The 19,269-nt window shown below is 43.0% G+C and carries 16 protein-coding genes and 2 tRNA genes; 2 read left to right on the top strand and 16 right to left on the bottom strand.

Annotation, left to right across the window (positions count from 1 at the left end; genetic code table 11):
• The first annotated feature begins 187 nt into the window (after positions 1-187).
• Together NCY30_RS03795 and glgD are read left to right on the top strand one after the other, a co-directional pair.
• Complete coding sequence (locus NCY30_RS03795) at positions 188-1,327, top strand: glucose-1-phosphate adenylyltransferase (protein ID WP_161158673.1); 1,140 nt, start codon at positions 188-190, stop codon at positions 1,325-1,327.
• A 1-nt stretch (position 1,328) separates the two neighbouring features.
• A complete protein-coding gene (gene glgD, locus NCY30_RS03790) occupies positions 1,329-2,444 on the top strand; it encodes a glucose-1-phosphate adenylyltransferase subunit GlgD (protein WP_022415015.1) in 1,116 nt (371 codons plus the stop codon).
• Between the two features lie 105 nt (positions 2,445-2,549).
• On the opposite strand, the gene NCY30_RS03785 is transcribed toward glgD, so the two are convergent.
• The 16 genes from NCY30_RS03785 to recJ all read right to left on the bottom strand — a co-directional run bounded on the left by NCY30_RS03785 (position 2,550) and on the right by recJ (position 19,225).
• Positions 2,550-3,740: a glycosyltransferase family 4 protein gene (locus tag NCY30_RS03785; protein WP_006427067.1), complete on the bottom strand. Its 1,191-nt coding sequence runs from the start codon at positions 3,738-3,740 to the stop codon at positions 2,550-2,552.
• Between the two features lie 10 nt (positions 3,741-3,750).
• On the bottom strand, positions 3,751-4,239 hold the full coding sequence (locus NCY30_RS03780) for a dihydrofolate reductase (protein WP_006427068.1): 489 nt from the start codon (positions 4,237-4,239) through the stop codon (positions 3,751-3,753).
• Between the two features lie 68 nt (positions 4,240-4,307).
• Entirely contained in the window at positions 4,308-5,156 is an 849-nt protein-coding gene (gene thyA / locus NCY30_RS03775) for a thymidylate synthase (protein WP_006427069.1), read from the bottom strand.
• 32 nt (positions 5,157-5,188) lie between these two features.
• The gene (locus NCY30_RS03770) at positions 5,189-5,620 is read right to left on the bottom strand and encodes a MarR family winged helix-turn-helix transcriptional regulator (RefSeq protein WP_022415014.1); all 432 of its coding nucleotides are present in this window, start codon (positions 5,618-5,620) and stop codon (positions 5,189-5,191) included.
• 96 nt (positions 5,621-5,716) lie between these two features.
• Positions 5,717-7,084, bottom strand: a complete 1,368-nt coding sequence (locus tag NCY30_RS03765; protein ID WP_055180873.1) for an MATE family efflux transporter — start codon at positions 7,082-7,084, stop codon at positions 5,717-5,719.
• Between the two features lie 128 nt (positions 7,085-7,212).
• The gene (locus tag NCY30_RS03760; protein WP_250818470.1) at positions 7,213-8,499 is read right to left on the bottom strand and encodes a homoserine dehydrogenase; all 1,287 of its coding nucleotides are present in this window, start codon (positions 8,497-8,499) and stop codon (positions 7,213-7,215) included.
• Positions 8,500-8,738: 239 nt separating this feature from the next.
• Positions 8,739-8,811: transfer RNA gene (locus NCY30_RS03755), tRNA-Gly, on the bottom strand.
• A gap of 28 nt (positions 8,812-8,839) precedes the next feature.
• Positions 8,840-8,912 (bottom strand) — tRNA-Gly (locus NCY30_RS03750).
• A gap of 3 nt (positions 8,913-8,915) precedes the next feature.
• The gene (locus tag NCY30_RS03745) at positions 8,916-9,059 is read right to left on the bottom strand and encodes a hypothetical protein (protein WP_161173128.1); all 144 of its coding nucleotides are present in this window, start codon (positions 9,057-9,059) and stop codon (positions 8,916-8,918) included.
• A 95-nt stretch (positions 9,060-9,154) separates the two neighbouring features.
• Entirely contained in the window at positions 9,155-10,966 is a 1,812-nt protein-coding gene (aspS, locus tag NCY30_RS03740; RefSeq protein ID WP_250818469.1) for an aspartate--tRNA ligase, read from the bottom strand.
• A gap of 58 nt (positions 10,967-11,024) precedes the next feature.
• Positions 11,025-12,296: a histidine--tRNA ligase gene (hisS, locus tag NCY30_RS03735; protein ID WP_055180866.1), complete on the bottom strand. Its 1,272-nt coding sequence runs from the start codon at positions 12,294-12,296 to the stop codon at positions 11,025-11,027.
• Positions 12,281-13,786 carry a coproporphyrinogen dehydrogenase HemZ gene (gene hemZ, locus NCY30_RS03730; protein ID WP_055180864.1) on the bottom strand — a complete coding sequence of 502 codons (1,506 nt, stop codon included), beginning with the start codon at positions 13,784-13,786 and terminating at the stop codon, positions 12,281-12,283. The genes hisS and hemZ overlap by 16 nt, the downstream gene beginning before the upstream one ends.
• A 47-nt stretch (positions 13,787-13,833) precedes the next feature.
• Positions 13,834-14,457, bottom strand: coding sequence for an MBL fold metallo-hydrolase (locus NCY30_RS03725; protein WP_195369174.1), 624 nt, complete (start codon positions 14,455-14,457; stop codon positions 13,834-13,836).
• 4 nt (positions 14,458-14,461) lie between these two features.
• Complete coding sequence (locus NCY30_RS03720; protein ID WP_022415007.1) at positions 14,462-16,807, bottom strand: RelA/SpoT family protein; 2,346 nt, start codon at positions 16,805-16,807, stop codon at positions 14,462-14,464.
• A 32-nt stretch (positions 16,808-16,839) separates the two neighbouring features.
• Positions 16,840-17,364, bottom strand: a complete 525-nt coding sequence (locus NCY30_RS03715; protein WP_250818468.1) for an adenine phosphoribosyltransferase — start codon at positions 17,362-17,364, stop codon at positions 16,840-16,842.
• 100 nt (positions 17,365-17,464) lie between these two features.
• Entirely contained in the window at positions 17,465-19,225 is a 1,761-nt protein-coding gene (gene recJ, locus NCY30_RS03710; protein ID WP_006427081.1) for a single-stranded-DNA-specific exonuclease RecJ, read from the bottom strand.
• Between the last annotated feature and the right edge of the window lie 44 nt (positions 19,226-19,269).

Below are 19,269 nucleotides of genomic sequence, written 5' to 3'. Positions count from 1 at the left end.
CTTTTCATTTCGTTAATTTCTTGTCATGCTTTTTTTACCATAATCTGTCAAATTTTTCATCCTTTCCACAAATTTAAGTGTATTTTTCAAAAAAATTTGTGATTTTTCCCATTTTTTTCAAAAATCATATGGCAAATATTTGCAAAAAATTATACAATATATTCATAAGCAATAAGGAGGATATATTATGAAACAAAATAATATGTTAGCGATGATATTGGCCGGCGGTAGAGGCTCACGTCTTCACGAACTGACAAATAAAGTTGCAAAACCAGCTGTTTCTTATGGTGGAAAATACAGAATCATTGATTTTCCACTCAGTAACTGTGCCAACAGCGGCATCAATGTTGTAGGAGTATTAACCCAGTATGAATCCATTCTGTTAAACAGTTATGTTGCTGCAGGCAGACGCTGGGGATTAGACGCAAAAGAAAGTGGTGTTTTTGTTCTTCCACCACGTGAGAAAGCAGATGCCAATCTGGATGTATACAGAGGTACTGCTGACGCAATCTCACAGAATATCGACTTTATCGATACATACTCACCGGAATATCTTCTGGTACTTTCCGGAGATCATATCTACAAGATGAATTATGATAAGATGTTGCAGGAACATAAAGATAACGGAGCAGATGCAACAATTGCAGTTATCGAAGTTCCGATGAAAGAAGCAAGCCGTTTCGGTATCATGAATACAGATGATGAGAACCGTATCATAGAATTTGAAGAAAAACCAGAACATCCAAAGAGTAATCTTGCATCTATGGGAATCTATATCTTCAACTGGAAACTGTTACGCAAAAAACTGATTGCCGATATGAAAGATCCTGATTCCAACCATGATTTTGGAAAAGATATCATACCAACTCTTCTGAATGACGGAAAGAAATTATATGCATACAAATTCAAAGGATACTGGAAAGATGTAGGAACGATTGATTCTCTCTGGGAAGCCAACATGGATCTGCTCAGTAAGAACAACGAGCTGGATCTGAACGATCCTACCTGGAAAATTTACACAGAGGATGCTACTGCTCTTCCTCAGTATATCGGACCGGATGCTGAAATTAACCATGCATTCGTCAATCAGGGCTGCGTAATCGAAGGTGAAATTACAAATTCCGTACTTTTCACAGGTGCAAAAGTAGGAAAAGGTGCTAAGATTATCGACAGTGTACTGATGCCTGGTGTAGTAGTAGATGAAAATGCTGTCGTTACACGTGCACTGGTTGCTGATAATGTTAAAATTGGTGCAGGCGCTGTTGTCGGCGACGCAAAGAGCGAACATATCGAGCTCATTTCCAAACGTGTAAAGGGGGTAGAATAATATGGCTAAAGCATTTGGAATCGTAAACTTTGCCGGAAATCACATCAGAGTGGAAGGCATGCAGGAATATCGTCCGGTAGGTGCATTCTCTTTCCTTGGACGTTATCGTGTTATTGACTTCCCTATCTCAAATATGAGTAACAGTGGTATCGACCACATTCAGGTCTATATCCGCAGAAATCCACAGTCTTTGACTGCGCATCTTGGAACAGGACGCCACTACAATATCAACTCAAAGAGCGGTAATCTTCAGATTCTCTATTCCGGTCTCGGAATGAACATGAGTCTGTATAACAATGACATTGCTTCTTATATTGAAAACCTGGAATATATCGAACAAGAACTGGCCGAATATGTTGTTATTGCACCAAGTTACATGGTCTACACACAGGATTACAAGAAACTGTTAAATGATCATATCGAATCCGGTGCTGATATTACATTACTGTATCATTCTGTAGATACTGCAAAAGAATATTTCCTGAACTGTTACGCATTGAACCTGAACAAGCAGAAAGGAGTTCTTTCTCTGGAACAGAATCACGGAAATGCAAAGAATAAAAATATCTTCATGGATACTTATGTTATGAAGAAAGATCTGTTCATCGAACTGATCCACAAAGCAAAAAAGACTTCTTCTGTATACACTTTATTAGATATCGTGAATGCATCCTGTGATGAACTCGATATCCGCGGTGTTTCTCACAAAGGTTATTTCGCTGCAATCTCTGATTTCAAGAGTTATTATGATTCAAACCTTTCTCTGACAGATATTAAAACTGCTCAGAATCTGTTTGATCCAAACTGGCCAATCTACACAAGAACAAATGATTCCTGCCCGACACAGTATTTTGAAACAGGAAATGCTAAAAATTCTGTTGTATCAAACGGATGTCTGATTGAAGGTTCTCTGGAACATTCTGTTGTAGGACGTGGATGTATCATCAAAAAAGGTGCTGTTATTAAGAACTGCGTAGTTCTTTCTGGCGCATACATCGGTGAGAATGTACATATTGAAAATCAGGTTGTTGACAAACACGCCAAGATCACACATGTAAAAGAGCTTACATCTTCCGAGGATCGTCCTGGATATGTAAGAAGAAATGATACACTGTAGAACGTACAGCATAAAAAATGCGGGAAGATGAAATCAATCATCTTCCCACTTTTTATAATACCATAGTATGGAAACAACGTTGGCATCGGCAGGCTCTTTGGCATTTTACCGGATTACTTCCCGTGCGATTTTTTGCCAGGAAATCCTGCTGACATCACATTCTTTTGTATCTTTTTCCTCAATTGCTTCCCGTAAAGCTTCTGCAAGTCTGCTTTCAAATGCCGGTAATTCTTCCTCCAGCGGTTCATCCGTTCCTTTCATCCCCGGAGGTAACACGTACCGGATATCTGCGTCCGGGACCATATCAGCAAGCCACTCGGCAATTCCTTCCAATTTCGTCATTACTACCCTGTCACCACAGGCCAGACTCTCAATCACAGTCAACGGAAGGCCCTCATACATAGACGGAAGCACAAAAATATCACAGTCATTGTATAGCTCTGCAAGCCTTGATTGCGTTACACATCCAGCAAACACTACCGGATATCTGCATCCATCTGCCAGTTCTTTAATCTCTTCATATTCAACGAGGTTTCCGGCACCTCCGGCAAGAATAAGTTGTATTTTTTCTTTTTCATAATCCAGAAGATTCAATGCTCTCAGAAGACTTTTTACACCTTTCTTCTGTGTAATCTTCCCCGCAAAAATCATACGGATTTTTCCGTCTTTCCTGCTTAATTTTATGCCTGTCTTTTTAAAGACCTCACTGTTATATCCGGTTCCTATCACAGTCATCTGTTTTTCTGATACCGGATATATTTTTTTTATTTTTTCTTTCTGCGCTTCCTGAAGTGCAAATATCCTGTCAAGTTTCGGAATCTCCTGCCTGATAAAATTTCTTTCAAATAAAATACTCTCCATCTGTCTCAGATCCGTATTATGGCAAAATCCATATACTTTTTTAGCAGGATAATGTGCTCTTATCAACGCCGTCAGGTAATACAAATGATGGCATAAGATAATATCCGGATTTTCTTTTTCTATTGCTTCATCCAGAACTTCAAGAAATGCAGCTTTAAATTGTCCGGCCATCTCTTCTGTCATATCCCGATATCTTGTACTGGTATAAGGCATCTCATCCGACATTCCTACTACCGGATACGGAAGCTTTTCTGACGAAAAATATACCGGATATACCGTTACCCCTTCCGGCATATCCACCCGATCCTCTCTTGTGACGCCCGCCACCACGGCCTGCGAAACACCCATCTTGGCCAGAGATCTCACCACCTCGGTCAGATAGACGCCGCTTCCCGTACTGCATGGCTTCTGCGCCGTGACACTAAGCACTCTCATTTTCGATCTGTTATCTCCTCTCGTAGATTGTAAACACATATTCCAGATCAAAATAAGTCTGTTCGTCACTGATCTTCGTCATCTCCCACTCCGGATCCTCATCCAGATTCGGGAAATATGTATCTGCATCATATGCATGGTCTATTTTTGTAATATATGCTTTTGTACAATACGGAAGCAGCTGGCGGTAAATACTCTCTCCACCGATCACAAATATATCTTCCGAATCATATTTTTTCAGTTCATCCACCATCTCTTCTATGGTATGTACAATAACTGTATCTTTTACTTTATAGTTCTTGTCTGTTGTAAGTACTACATTCACACGATTCTTAAGCGGCTGTCCGCCCGGAAAGCTTTCCAGTGTCTTTCTTCCCATCGCTACAACTTTCCCTTTCGTTGTCTCTCTGAAAAACTTCATATCCTGCGGAATACTCACCAGTAACTTATTTTCTTTTCCTATTGCCCAGTTTGAATCTACTGCAACGATCAAATTCATAATCTACATCTCCTCTTTACGTATAATATATTCTTATCTCTGACTGCCACCGGCTAATAATATTTCTTCTACACTGCCACCGGAATATTCTTAATCTGATCATGTGTCTGATAATCGATCAATTTTACATCATCTCTTGTAAACTGATAAAAGTCTTTGACCTCCGGATTCAGCCAGAACTTCGGTGCCGGAAGCGGCTTGCGGCTGATCAGTTCCTCTATCATCGGCACATGTCTGTCGTAAATATGTGCATCTGCGATCACATGTACGAACTCTCCGACTTCCATATCACATACCTGCGCCAGCATATGGATCAATACGGCATACTGACATACATTCCAGTTATTTGCCGCAAGAACATCATTCGATCTCTGATTCAGGATTGCATTCAATGTCAGTTTATCATGTCCCGGTTTCTTGGTTACATTAAATGTCATACTGTATGCACACGGATAGAGATTCATCTCATGCAGATCTTCATGCACATAAATATTCGTCATGATTCTTCTGCTGTATGGATTATTCTTAAGGTCATAGATTACACGGTCCACCTGATCAAACATGCCTTCTTTATACTGGTGCTTTACGCCCATCTGATATCCATAAGCCTTTCCGATCGAACCGTTTTCATCCGCCCAACTGTCCCAGATATGACTGTGAAGATCATTGATATTATTCGATTTCTGCTGCCAGATCCACAAAAGCTCATCCGTACAGCTTTTGATTGCTGTTCTTCGAAGTGTCAGTGCCGGAAATTCTTTCGACAGATCATACCTGTTCACAACTCCGAATTTCTTGATCGTATATGCCGGTGTTCCATCTTCCCATACCGGTCTTACTTTTTCGCCTCTGGTATCGGTACCGTTATCGATAATGTCACGGCACATATTGATAAATACTTTGTCTGCATAACTCATTTTTTGTTTCTCCTGTCCTTTTCCTGTTCTCTTTACGGATCACTGATATTATAAAGAACCCGGTCCAGCATCTTTTCCAATGCCGCGATTTCCTTTTTACTCATCCCGATCGTCAGCCTCCGATCTATCTTCTTCCGGTAATTGTCCATCTTTTTCTGAATATCATATGCTTTTTCCGTCGGGTAAATGTTCTTGCATCTTTTGTCCTGATTACTTGGGACTGCCAGAATGAATCCTTTTTCATCTAACCTTTTTAAGATTCCGGTTACCGTCGGATTCTTAAGACTTAACGCCTTTTCAATGTCTTTCTGATTCACAAACTCCTTACTGCTGCCAAGAAGATAATCCAGCACCGCGCACTGCGATGATGTGATCCCTATCCCTCGAAGCAGGTTATTGAATTCCTTTTCATAAATATTATTGATCTGTTTGAACATAAATCCAACGGGTAATCGTTCTTTCATCCCTTGTATTCTCCCATTTCCCTGTAATACCGTCATCAGTCCGGGTATTCACAAATACCCAGACTATTTCAATTTATTTTACCATATTCCAACAGGCTATGCAATCTTATCCATCGCGCGAATCTCTTTTACAGCGAATCCAATTGCGATAATTCCCGCTGCCGCATCTGCGATCGGTCCCGCATACATCACCCCGTCAATTCCCATAAAAATCGGGAATATAAGTATCAGCGGAAGTAAAAAGATTACCTGTCTTGTAAGCGACACTACAATACCCAGCTTCGCTTTACCAATTGATGTAAAGAATCCGGATGACATTGGCTGGATTCCATTAACAAATGTCATAAACATAAAAATCCTGAAATATCTTGCCGCAAATTCATAATATTCTTTGCTTCCCGTACCAAAGATACTCACAAGCTGCGTCGAGAAAAACTGGAAACACAAGAAGAACACAATTCCAACCGTCATAGCAACGCGGAATGCTTTCCAATAAGTGCGTTTTACTCTGTCATACGATCCCGCTCCATAATTATATCCCCAGATTGGCTGACATCCCTGGGAAATCCCGATCGCAATAGCCATGAACACCATATTTACCTTTGAGATAACGCCCACACACGCCAGTGGAATATCTGTTCCATATACAGAAGCCGCACCATAATAGCGCAGTGTATTATTCATTGTAATCTGTACCACAGCCATGGCAATCTGATTGATACAGGAAGCCATTCCCAATGACAGGATCATTTTCAGGAGATGGCCTCTCGGACGGAACATCTCTTTTTTCAGCTCCATTTTACGAAATCTTCCAAAATATACAATTACCATAATTCCGGATACGATCTGTCCGATCACGGTCGCCCACGCAGCGCCTTTGATCCCCCAGTGGAATCCAAAGATAAACAGCGGATCTAACACCGTATTAATAATTGCCCCTGTCAGCATACAAGTCATAGAGTACGTAGGACTTCTGTCCGCGCGGATCAGATGATTCCCTCCGGTTGTCAAAATCAGGAACGGAATTCCAAATGCCGTAATTCCTGTATAATCCTGTGCATATGGCAGGATCTTTGTCGTCACACCGAAAAGATGCAGCAGAGGATCCAGGAACACCAGTACCACTGCTGCAATGATCACACCACAGATTACCAGCATGGAAAGCCCGGTCCCCGCAATCCTGCTTGCTTTCTCATGATCTCCCGCTCCGGAACACAGATTAAAATTCGACGCACTTCCGATTCCAAGAAGAAGTGCTGTTGCCGTACAGATGATCGACACAGGAAATGCAATATTAGTCGCTGCATTTCCCAGAAGTCCGACTCCCTGTCCGATAAAGATCTGATCTACAATATTATATAATGAGCTCACCAGCATACTGATAATTGCCGGAATTGCGAATTTCGCGATCAGTTTTCCCTCGCTTTCTGTTGCCAGAGGATTCACTTTTTTCTGTTCTTTCAACTTTCTTTCACTCCTTATTTTCTCACCAATTATTCATGGATTCTTATTTGATTTTCACCATACGGCGATTATAAAAGACGGAGCTTGTTACGGCCTCCGTCCTCTGAAAATATTCTGCTATTTATTATTTAATATTCACGGATCACGGTTCCAATCTCCCGTGTCGTATCCATATCCACCAGATGAGCCAGTGCATCTTCCAGATGCTTTTCTTTTACTGCTTCTGTAACAATAACAAGCTCTGCTGCATCATCTTCTTTTGTATTCTGAATCACTCTTGCAATACTTACTTTATGCACTCCGAATACACTTGCAATTGCAGCAAGTACACCTGGTTTATTATCCACCAGCATACGGATATAGAACTTGTTCTTTACTTCTTTAAAGTTCTTTACCGGTGTCTCACGATAACAGGTACAACTGATTCTTCCTGTACAATGGTATTGTATATCACGGATCACATCGATCACATCACCCATGATCGCACTGGCCGTCGGGAGTTCCCCTGCTCCTCTTCCGTAGAACATCGTATCACCGGCAGCATCAGAGCGGACAAATACTGCATTAAACGAATCTCTCACGGATGCAAGCGGATGTTCCTTCGGAATCATCATCGGATGAACAGCAACCTCAATTCCTTCTTCCGTATTATGCACAACACCGAGTAATTTAATCACATCACCGAATTCTTCTGCGTATTCCACATCTTTCGCAGTAATTTTTGTAATTCCTTCTGTATATACATCATCGAATGTAACTCTGGAATGAAATGCAATCGATGCCATGATCGCTACCTTACGTCCTGCATCCAGTCCTTCAATATCGGCCGTCGGATCTGCCTCTGCATAACCAAGCTCTGTTGCCAGTGCCAGTGCATCGTCAAAATCCATCCCTTCTTCGATCATCTTGGTCAGAATAAAGTTCGTCGTACCATTGACAATACCGATAACTTCCTGAATCTCATTCGCCGCCAGACACTGCTTCAGCGGACGGATAATCGGGATTGCTCCTGCCACAGCTGCCTCAAATAAGAAATCCACTCCACTTTCTTCTGCCGCCTCCAAAAGTTCGTGTCCATGTGTCGCTACCAGATCTTTGTTCGCTGTCACGACATTCTTTCCTGCATGCAGTGCTTCCAGAATCATAGTTCTTGCAGGTTCGATACCACCCATCACTTCGATTACGATTTCTATCTCATCATCATTCATGATATCTTCCCACTTATCGGTTAAAAGAGACTGGTCTACACCCTCTCTCTTCTTATTCATGTTATGTACCAGTATCTTCTGAATTTCAAGACCTGCACCGGCTTTCAATGCCATTTCATCCTTCTGGCGTTCCACAAGTTTATACACCCCGCTGCCGACCGTTCCAAGTCCCAGAAGACCTGCTTTTACTACTCTTTCCTGATTCATCTTCTCACATCCTCGTTTTTTGTTCACTCTCTTTTCGTATCTACAGATATTCTGCCAGCGGCAGATTCTGCAGCTTTGTTTATACAGACTTTAGTATAGCATAGTGCTACATATAATTTCAATCCGATTCTTCCCATGCTCGGAAATTAGTACAGTTTAATCTCCTTTCTGCACAGTAACAAATCCGCACCCCCATAATTGATCAACACAAAAAAAGACGTTACAAATAGTCAATTCAGAGCGACAGACGGGACTCGAACCCGCGACCTCCACCTTGGCAAGGTGGCGTACTACCAACTGTACTACTATCGCATAGCAACTACTTGCAACGTCTTTTCAGAGCGACAGACGGGACTCGAACCCGCGACCTCCACCTTGGCAAGGTGGCGTACTACCAACTGTACTACTATCGCACATCAAGTATGTTTTATTATTTTGTGTTCATCAGAACGATATTCAGTATAACGTATATATATGGTATTGTCAACTGCTTTTTTTAATTTTTTGAATTTTTCTTTTAATTTGAAAACTCCGACAACTTTTTCTGCATGCTTTGGCAAGTGGCAGCTCCTTACGAACGCATAGTAATAAAAAAGGTGCGGGAGCAACCTTCTCTTTGGTTTTCCCGCATCTTTTACTTTATATAGCTTTTACTTTATTCTTTGTCTTCTGCCTTTTTCTCTTCTTTTGCTATAACCGCAATTCCGAGTTCCTCCAGCTGTTTTGCATCTACATGTCCCGGTGCTTCTGTCATAAGATCAGATGCATCTTTTACTTTAGGGAATGCAATTACATCACGGATGCTGTCCTGTTTTGCCATCAGCATAACCAGACGATCCAGACCATATGCAAGTCCTGCGTGCGGCGGCACTCCATACTTGAATGCTGTCAGAAGGAAGCCAAACTGCTCCTGTGCCTGCTCTTCTGTAAATCCAAGCACTTCAAACATCTTGCTCTGGATATCCTGATCAAAGATTCTGACACTTCCTCCACCAATCTCGTTACCATTCAATACGATATCGTATGCTTTTGCACGGACTCTTCCCGGATCACTGTCAATATACTGAAGATCTTCTTCCATTGGCATTGTAAATGGATGGTGCATAGCTGTATAACGGTTCTGCTCTTCGCTCCACTCGAGAAGTGGGAATTCTGTTACCCACAAGAATTTGTATTCATTCTTGTCAAGAAGTTCCATCTGACGTGCGAGTTCCAGACGAAGTGCTCCCAGTGTATCCCATACAACTTTATTCTTATCTGCAGCAAATAATAACAAGTCTCCGTTCTCTCCGCCCATCGCTTCGATCAGAGCTTTCATTTCATCATCTGTCATGAATTTGGCAAATGAGGATTTCACTGTTCCGTCTTCATGAATTGCAATATACGCAAGTCCCTTTGCACCATAATCTTTTGCAAAATCAACCAGTTTATCAATCTTCTTACGAGCCATTCCGCCCTGTCCTTTGGCGTTGATACCACGAACTGTTCCACCATTTTCGATCGCATTTTTGAACACTACAAATTCACAGTCTTTTACAACATCTGTTACGTTTGTCAGTTCCATACCAAAACGGATATCCGGCTTATCTGAACCAAAGCGGTCCATTGCTTCCTGCCATGTCATTCTCTGGATTGGAAGAGATACTTCCACGCCCAGTACTTCTTTGAATAATTTGGCAAGCAGTCTTTCATTTACTTCGATTACATCATCGACATCCACGAAAGATAACTCCATATCGATCTGTGTGAATTCCGGTTGACGGTCTGCACGTAAATCTTCGTCACGGAAGCATTTTGCGATCTGGAAATATCTGTCATATCCTGAACACATCAGTAACTGTTTGAATAACTGTGGTGACTGTGGCAGCGCATAGAACTGTCCCTGCTGGATACGGCTAGGTACGAGGTAATCTCTTGCTCCTTCCGGTGTACTTTTGATCAGAACCGGTGTCTCAATCTCAAGAAATCCTTCTTCCGCAAGGAACTGACGTGTCAGAGTTGCAACCTTGCTTCTCATCATCAGATTGCGCTGCAGATCCGGTCTTCTAAGATCCAGGTATCTGTATTTCAGACGTACTTCTTCTTTTGTTTTAGAATTCTCTTCGATGTGGAACGGCGGTGTCTCTGATTCAGAAAGAATACGAAGTTCTTCCGGAATCACCTCTATCTCTCCTGTTGCAAGATGCTCATTCACTGCACCGGAACGTTTTGCTACTGTTCCTACGATTGCTACTACATATTCTGCACGAAGCTTAGCTGCCTTTTCGATCAGTGCCGCTTCGCATTTTCCTTCTTCGAATACCACCTGGATAATACCTGAACGGTCTCTGACATCTACGAATACCAGACCGCCCTTATTACGGTTTTTCTGTACCCATCCCATAATGGTAACTTTCTCTCCTACATTGGCTGCAGATAATTCTGCACATCTGTGGGTTCTTTTTAACCCTTTCATTGATTCTGCCATGTTTCTTTATCTCCTTTTCCGACGTCCTTACGCCGTAATTTATTGTTTCCTATATATCTTATAAATTTTCCACGGAATCTGCATAACAGTCCACGATTTCTGTATAACCGTCTTCAGTAAGCTGTTCTTTCTGGAACTTTTTATTCTTCTTCATGTTGACGATCAGGACCTGTTTTCCTGCCTGACGGTCTGCCTTTGCAAGTGACATAACCTTTAAAAGCCCTTCTTTTGTCATCTTCTTCTCTAACAGATATGCTTTCTTCTCTTTTACAGTCGGAACTTCATATCCATTTTCCAGAAGCAGCATGACGATTCGTTCGAATCCGATTGAGAATCCACATGCAGGTGTATCCTGCCCGGTGAATTTACCGATCATCTTATCATAACGGCCGCCTCCGGCTACAGATCCGCCGAAATCATCCATCGTCACTTCAAAGATCGTTCCTGTATAGTAAGACTGTCCTCTTACAAGTGTCGGATCGAATTTGATATTGAATTCGCATTCTTTTGCGGTCTCAACACTGGAAATGATCATTTCCATACTGTCTGCTGTCTCTTCACTTAAGCAGTCGCCCAGTTTTTCTTTCAGGAAACGGATACCTGTTACATCTGGTGCTACATCCTTAAATAACTGAAGATAAGTCTCTACATTTTCCTTTACATATCCCATCTCTTCTAATTCTTTCGCAACACCTTCTGCACCGATCTTGTCCATCTTATCCAGAATGATGAAGACTTCATCATAATCATCCTCACGGAAACCACTGTAAGCAGCCATTGCTTTCAGGATATTACGGTCATTGATACATACCGTAAAGTTCTGGAAGCTTAATTTGCCAAGCATAGCTGTCGTTGCAAGGATCAGTTCGATCTCTGCGAGATTTCCCGGCTCTCCTAAGATATCAATATCACACTGCATGAACTGTCTGAAACGTCCTTTCTGCGGACGGTCTGCTCTCCATACATTACCAATCTGCAATGCCTTAAAAGGTGCCGGCAATTCATTCGAATGGTTTGCATAATATCTGGCAAGCGGTACGGTAAGATCATAACGCAGTCCTCCGTCTACCAGATCGTTTTCTTCTTTTGCTGTATCGATCTTCAGTTTTTCTCCTCTTTTTAAAATCTTGAAGATCAGTTTCTCGTTGTCTCCGCCCTGTTTGCTGCACAGGTTCTCGATATGTTCCACACATGGTGTCTCGATGGAACAGAATCCGTATGTCTTATACGTCTCTTTGATCAGTCCGATCAGGTAATCACGGATCTCCATCTCACGTGGGAGCATGTCTTTCATACCGGTAACCGGTTTCTTCTTTAATGCCATAACCATTCTCCTTTGCGTTCTATCATTTCGTCGATCCTGTCGATGTAGGCATCTACCGCCTTGACATTCTCCTGACGGATCAGACGCGTCATTTTCTTCTTTTTACTGCCCGGCATAGGAATCGGATCCTTCAATACAATCTTTGTCGATGCTCCGGCTCCTGCGGCAATAATAGATTGTTTTTCTTCCATAATAAGTATATTGTATATTCCGGCTTTGTCAACCTTTGCATACCCAACATTTTCAAAATTCCCCGCAATATTCTTCTGTCTGTACAGATAATACGGGAAAAGATCCATCTCTTTTGCTGCCTTTGCAGCCCTCTCGATCATGCCGGAAAGGATCTCATGCGTCTCTTTCGCATCCCGGTTCAAATCCTCCATCTCCATTCTGGCTGCTCTTTTGATCGCCAGTGAATGCACTGTCAGACTGTCCGGATGCATCTGTGCGATCTGTGCCAGTGTATCTTCCATGTCAGAAATATCTTCTCCCGGAAGTCCTGCGATGATATCCATATTGATATTATCGAATCCAGTCTTTCTGGCCAGTGCATAGGCTTCTTTTATCTCTTCTACGGTATGTTTTCTTCCAATCACATCCAGCGTCTTCTGCTGCATACTCTGTGGATTAATAGAAATTCTTGTAATGTCATGATTCTTTATGACTTTCAACTTCTCTTCTGTAATGCTGTCCGGTCTTCCGGCTTCCACTGTATATTCCAGCAGGTATTCTCTCGAAAACTTCTCATCGATCCAGCTCATCAGCCGTTCCAACTGCTCTGCCGTCAGCGTTGTCGGCGTACCTCCGCCGATGTAGATCGTATTTAATTTTTTGTTTTTCGAGCGTTCTGCGATAAATTCCAGCTCTTTGCAAAGTGCATCCACATATGCATCCACTTTTTCTTTCCAGCGATCCAGTGGTCCGGAACTGAAAGAACAGTAAGAACAGACCGATGGACAGAACGGGATTCCAACATACAGGCTATATCCGTTCTCGTAATCCAGTTCTTTTAAAATTTTCTGTTCTCTTTCGGCAATCTCCCATGCAAGAGCTGCTTTTTCTCCTCTCACTCTCGCACTTTCCCATGCCCAGTTAATATAATCTTCTTTTTCCCATCCGGCTTCCAGTTTCTGCATAGCAAGCTTGGTCGGGCGCACTCCCGTAAGCACTCCCCACGCAAGCGGCTCTCCTGTAATCCTTTCCAGCTGATCATACAGGCTCAGATCAATCTGCCGTTTTCTTTCTTTTTTCTGGCTCTCCTTCTCTGAATCTTCCTGTATCTTCCCTGTGCTTTCATCCCGACCTGCTGTGTCAGTAATTTCCACGGTGTTCTCAAATCCCACGGAAATTTCACGGTCATCCGGCAAATGTACCATTACATAATTAGAGGCTTTTTCATCCGTCTTACAGGATACTTCCTGTGACGGATAAAAAGCCTTTAATATATGATACGCATTATAAGTATAAGACTCGCTTTTACATATAATCTGAATCATTCTATTTCTCCATTCCGTTTTCTTTCACTGTCTTTTCTTATCGTTCATTATACAAATGGATTATGACGCTTTTCATAACCAATCGTCGTCTCTTCCATATGCCCCGGATATACATGCGTCTCTTCCGGTAATATCAAAAGCTTTTCTTTTACAGAACGGACCAGTGCTGATGCACTTCCACCTGGGAAGTCCGAACGTCCGACGGATGTACGGAACAATGTATCACCGCTAAAAAGAACATCTTCCTGTTCCATATAATAGCAGCATCCGCCCGGTGTATGCCCCGGTGTATGGATCACACGGAACTGAAAGCCTGCAATTTGAAGCTGCTGTCCGTCTCTGACCGGAACCGCATCCGCGAACTGATATCCTCCGCGCATATAACCAGAAGACAGATTGCTTTCACCGTCCATCATCATCGGTAGATCTGCTTCTTCCACATATACTGGAATTTTTATATCTTCCATCACATCGGAAAGCCCCATAATATGGTCAAAATGTGCATGTGTCAGAAGTACAGCCTTCAGCTTCAGTCCCTGCTCTTTCACGGCATTCTTTAATTTTGTCGGATATGCTCCCGGGTCAACCATGACCGTATCCTTTGTCTCTTCATTGATCACCAGATAACAATTGGTACCGATCATTCCCACTACGTATTTTTCTATCTTCATACTTTTAGCCTGTTGCCCTTTCTATATCTATGATTCCGGAAAGCTGCTGCAGCTTCTTCACGATGCGCTCCAATTCTTCACGGCCGTGAACGATGAATCCCATCTCGATCGTTGCCGTTCCCTTCTTACTGGTACGGACATTCATAGATTTGACATCTACGTTTCCCTCAGTGAAGATTCGGGATATCTCCATCAGAAGTCCCTGCTGGTCATTCGCATACATCTTGATCTCTGCAAGATACTGACCGCCGGATTTTTCCGTCACTTCGGTCTCCCACTCTGCAGGAATCAGTCTTGCACGTTCCGATTCGGACAGGTGGATCATATTGATACAGTCCGTTCGGTGAATGGAAAGTCCTCTTCCACGTGTAACAAATCCGACGATCTCATCTCCCGGTACCGGGTTACAGCATCTGGAGAAACGGACTGCCATATCATCAATTCCCTTGACAACAATGCCACTCTTTGACTTGGCAATGTGTACTTTATTCTTCGCTGCTTCTGCCACTCTCTCCAGAACAACTTCATCGGTAATTGCCTGTCTGTGATCTTTTCCATATTCTTCAACAAGACGATTCACGACCTGGCCTTCTTTTAAGCCGCCATGTCCGATTGCCGCCAATACAGAATCCCAGTCTTTGAATCCATATTTTTTCTGAACAATCTCCTGATATTTCGGCTGGATGATATTTGCAACATTGATACTTTTCGCTCTGCAGTACGTCGCAATCATATCTTTACCGCGGATGATATTGCTTTCCTTGAACTCTTTCTTGAACCATTGGTTGATCTTATTCTTTGCCTGGGTACTCTTTACAATATTCAGCCAGTCACGGCTTGGTCCCTTGGAATTCTGGGATGTCAGGATCTCGATTCTGTCGCCATTCTGAATCTTATAATCAATGTTAACAAGTTTTCCGTTGACTCTGGCTCCTACCATCTTGTTACCGACCGCACTGTGGATCGCATAAGCAAAATCGATCGGAGTTGAACCATTCGGCAGGTTCTTTACATCTCCCTGCGGAGTAAAGCAATAGACATCCTCTGCAAACAGATCCAGATCTCCTTTGATCAGGTTCAGGAATTCTCTGTTATCCGACATGTCTCTCTGCCACTCCAGGATCTGACGCAGCCAGCTTAACTTCTCTTCCTCCTGTGCCTCCACACTCTTCTTACCGTCATTGGATTCTTTATACTTCCAGTGTGCAGCGATACCATATTCAGCTGTCTTATGCATCTCTTCTGTACGGATCTGGATCTCGAACGGCTGTCCGACCGAACTCATCAGTGTCGTATGCAGTGACTGGTACATATTCGGCTTCGGCATAGCAATATAGTCTTTAAAACGTCCCGGAATCGGCGTATACATCTCATGGATCACACCCAGCGCCGCATAACAGTCTTTTACAGATTCTACTATGATACGCACAGCAAACAGATCATAGATCTGGTCAACCGTCTTATCCTGATTCACCATCTTCTTATAGATACTGAAGAAATGTTTGACACGTCCGTTGACCTCTGCTTTGATATTCGCATTCTTCATATGTGTCGATACTTCTTCTACGATCTGCTCTACGAATTCTTCCCTCTCTGTCTTTCTTGCATTGATCTGGTTCACCAGGTCATAGAACACCTCCGGCTGGGAATACTTAAGTGCCAGGTCATCCAGTTCCGTCTTGATCTTAGATATACCAAGACGCTGTGCGATCGGCGCATAGATGTCCATCGTCTCTTTCGCTTTTTCTTTCTGCTTTGCCGGCGTCATGAACTGCAAGGTACGCATATTATGCAGACGGTCTGCCAGTTTGATAATGATCACACGGATATCCTTCGCCATGGCAAGGAACATCTTACGCAGGTTTTCTGCCTGTACCTCCAGTTTATCCGATGAATAAGAGAGTCTTCCCAGTTTGGTAACTCCATCTACCAGAAGTGCTACCTCATCTCCAAATTCCCTCCGGATATCTTCTTCCGTAAACTTTGTATCTTCTACCACATCATGCAGCATACCTGCCGCAATCGTCTCTTTATCCATCTCCAGATCAGCCAGAATGATCGCTACCCACAAAGGATGGATGATATATGGTTCTCCGGATTTTCTGCGCTGATCTCCATGCGCCTTTACCGCCAGCTTATAAGCCTTTTCAATCATGGAAACATCTGTGGACGGATGATACTTTCGGATACGGGCAATTAACATGTCATATAACCGGTTCGGGTCCTCATAATCTTCCTGAGATTTTACCGCATGCCCGTCTACAACTGCAAGCCCTTTCGTGTGATCTTCTGTCAGTGTTTCCGGTGCGATCCGGTTGTCCAGTGATTCGTAGGTTGTCTTATCAGACATATTAACGCCTCCTTCCCTTGATTTCTCTCTTTTTATTTTCCAGGATATGTGATCACAGCATCCACATCATATCCTTCTAATCTTTCTCTTCCTTTTAACCCGGCAAGTTCCATCAGAAATACTGCTTTTACCACTTCTCCGCCGAGGCTTTCGATCATCTTCACCATAGCCTCGTTGGTTCCGCCTGTAGCAATCAGGTCATCAATAATAACCACTTTCTGCCCCGGCTTGATTGCATCTTTATGCATCTCGATCGTGGCTGTGCCATACTCCAGTTCATATTCAACAGAAACCGTCTCGCATGGGAGTTTTCCTTTTTTTCTGATTGGGATAAATGGCTTGTGCAGATTATATGCGATCGGTACACCAAAGATAAATCCTCTTGATTCCGGTCCTACAACCACATCAAAATCCACGTCTTTTAATTTTTCCTGCATCAGGTCTATCGCCAGATGTAATCCATCTGCATCCTGAAGGATGCTTGTTACGTCTCTGAATATAATTCCCGGTTCCGGAAAATCCGAAATACTTCTTACATACTCTTCTATCGGTTTCATGATACTCTCTCCATTTCTGTCTAAAATACAACTTTAAGTATACCATTACTCGTTCTGATTTTCAATCTATGGTTTTCACCCTGCAACGAGAGAAACCAGCTTAACGGTAATGTGTGATCACAATCTGCGGTGTTCTCTTTCCCATATATTCATTGATATCAGGATAATAAGTCACCGCAATTTTTATATGACCGCCTCTGCCTTGTAAAAGAGCATCCACCTCCATGCGCCCGTAGGTCTCTTCCATATTCTTTAAGAATCCTTCCACATTCTGGAACAGCATGGCTTCTATGACACTTCCGTTTGCATCCTGTGCCTTTATCTTCAGTACATTTCTGTTCTTTCCAAGTATTCTCGCTCCCAGAAGCGTCACTCCGCGTGCGGCAAATATCGGCTTTGTATTCCCTTTTCCGAATGGTTCCAGAAGTTCCAGCTCTTTCACCAGTTCTTCCGTCACACAAAGAAACGGCATCTCCATATCAATCGTGACTTTTTCTTTCATTTCTTCTTCCGTCAGGGTGCAGTTCTCATTCAGTCTTCTCCGGAATTCTGCGATATTCTCTTTTTCCAGAGAAAGTCCTGCTGCCAGCCGGTGTCCGCCAAACTTCGTCAGGATATCTTTGCATTTATTCAGTTCCTCATACATATGATATCCGTCGATCGACCGTCCGGATCCTTTCGCACCATCCTCCGCATCCGTCAGTACGAATACCGGTTTGTAATAGCATTCCCTTATTCTTCCCGCAACAATCCCCGCAAGGCTTTCATGACAATCCGGCAGATAGATGACCAGTACCCTGTCGTCGGATAAATCTGTTGTCTCCACCTGTTCTTTCGCAAGCTTTACTGCTTCTTCGGTCATATCCTTTCTGCTGTCATTTAATGCTTTTAAATCACCCGCAAGAATATCCGCTTCTTTCTGTGTACGCACCCGCAGAAGTTTCAGTGCCCGCTTTGCTGTATCCAGCCTCCCGCTTGCGTTGATACAGGGGCCCAGAACAAACCCTATATGATAAGAATTCAGACTTTCTTTATCAATTCCTGTACATTCTATCAGTGCTTTCAGTCCCGGATTCTTCGTTCGCTTAAGCATCTGCAGTCCTTCTTTGACAAAGATCCGGTTCTCATCCTCCAGATCCATCACGTCACCGACCGTTGCGATTGCAACATTTTCAATCAGATCATCCAGATCAGTGGAATCTTTCCCCATGCTTTCCCACAACGCCTCCATCAGTTTATATGCAACCGCCGCGCCACAGAGTCCCTTGAACGGATATACACAGTCCTTCTGCTTCGGATCGATCACTGCATCCGCTGGTGGAAGTCTGTATATCTTTTCTCCGTCTATTTCATCGAACGGGATCTCATGATGATCCGTTACGATGATCGTCATGCCCAGTTCTTTGCCATATGCAATCTCATTTGCTGCTGCGATTCCATTATCACAGGTAATGATCGTATCGATTCCGGCATCGTAAGCCCGGTCGATCAGATGCCGATTCAGACCATATCCGTCACCTATGCGGTCCGGAATATCACTGTCCACATATGCCCCGAGACGTTCCAGCCCCTCCAGCAAAATATACGTCGCATTCACACCATCAATATCATAATCTCCGATCACCCGGATTTTCTTCTCCTCTGCAATCTTTTCTTTCAAAATGTCAATCGCCTTATCCGCATCTTTCATCAGCATCCCATCATACAGATCACTGATCGTTCCATTCAGATAACGTTCGATTGCCTCTTCTCCGATCACATCCCTGTTGCGGATCAAGCATGCCAGTCTCGGACTAATCTGATATTTCTTTCCTATCGCTTCAAAATCTGCACCTTTGCGCAGCAGAACCCATCGTTCCATTTATCTTTATCCCCTTTGTATCTGTCCGTCAGAATATTATGTTT

It is taken from the genome of Dorea sp. MB18-49 (genome assembly GCF_023669465.1).
In the GTDB taxonomy this organism is placed as follows: Bacteria; Bacillota; Clostridia; order Lachnospirales; family Lachnospiraceae; genus Dorea_A; species Dorea_A longicatena.
This window is presented reverse-complemented; position numbering and strand designations above follow the sequence as displayed.